Source organism: Colwellia sp. TT2012 (genome assembly GCF_001440345.1).
Classification (GTDB): domain Bacteria; phylum Pseudomonadota; class Gammaproteobacteria; order Enterobacterales; family Alteromonadaceae; genus Colwellia.
In genome coordinates, this window is sequence record NZ_LJYX01000055.1 from 1 (window position 1) to 1,353 (window position 1,353).

The window sequence follows — 1,353 nt, forward strand, 5'->3', positions numbered from 1 at the left end:
CCCGACTACGCCGATGGCCCCGCATAACCTGGGCTACACCCTGATCGGTGCGGCAATGCTGTGGATCGGCTGGTTCGGCTTCAACGCCGGCTCCGCCGCTGCGGCCAACGGCACGGCCGGCATGGCGATGCTGGTGACCCAGATCGCCACCGCTGCTGCGGCACTGGGCTGGATGTTCGCCGAGTGGATCACCCACGGCAAACCAAGCGCCCTGGGCATCGCCTCCGGTGTGGTTGCCGGTCTGGTGGCCGTTACGCCGGCCGCCGGTACCGTGGGCCCGATGGGCGCCCTGGTGATCGGCCTGGCTTCGGGTGTGATCCGCTTCTTCTGCGCCACCAGCCTCAAACGCAAGCTGGGCTACGATGACTCCCTGGATGCCTTCGGTGTGCACGGTGTCGGCGGTATCGTCGGCGCGATCCTCACTGGTGTGTTCGCAGCCCCGATCCTCGGTGGCTTCGGCACGGTGACCGACATCGCTGCACAGGTCTGGATCCAGGCCAAGGGCGTTGGTTTCACCGTGATCTATACCGGTATCGTGACCTTTGGGATTCTCAAGGCGCTGGACCTGACCATTGGCCTGCGGGTAACCGAAGAGGAAGAGGCTGTTGGCCTGGACCTGGCGGAGCACAACGAACGCGGCTACAACTTGTAAGTACGCTTGAAAAAAACATGCCCGGCTTGCCGGGCATTTTTTTGTCTTGTATTTGCTGTTATGACAGCGTGTGAGATTTTTTGTGCCGAGTTTGTGATCGGATCCACAAGGTACTTTTCACTGTGCGAATGTCTTACAGGCATGTAGGCGTATTCGGCACTTTGTTTTTTCCCAGAGCGCGCTAGAATGCGCGCCGATGGGCGCATAACTGTAGGTGGCAACAGGCTCTGATTACTCTGCGGGCCAGGCCCCGGGTTATTTCAAGGGGAGCCTGTAGGGCCACCGACTGAGTTTGCCGGTCAAGACCGGCCAGTTGGTGATGGGCACATGGCAAAGCGTGTATCTGGACGAGCAGCGTGATCATGTCGGTGCTCGTGAAGTCCACGCCACTTTGCATGGTGATGGGGCATAAGCCACTGGTTATCCGGTGGACGTTGGTTTTTTTCCGGCAGCATGCGACAGATGGTGAAGCTGGGCTATAACTAAGCTGCGTTACGCAAGGCATGAGGTAGAACATGAGCGACGATGATATGGAAAACGACGACCTGGGAGTAGGGGACGACGATGAAACCGAAGAAGGTCTTGAGGCGGCTGGCGAAGACGTAGCTGACGACGACGGCGGCGATGACGCGCCGGCCCCGACAGCCAAAGGCAAGGCCAAGGCTGCTGTGTCGGTTGACGAGTTGCCGAGCGTTGAAGCC

The 1,353-nt window shown here is 59.9% G+C and carries 2 pseudogenes; both read left to right on the top strand.

The features are described 5' to 3' along the window. Window positions 1-652, top strand: a pseudogene (locus ASU03_RS18575) (ammonium transporter); the annotation flags it as partial. A 515-nt stretch (window positions 653-1,167) separates the two neighbouring features. Continuing rightward, window positions 1,168-1,353: pseudogene (locus ASU03_RS18580) on the top strand (hypothetical protein); the annotation flags it as partial.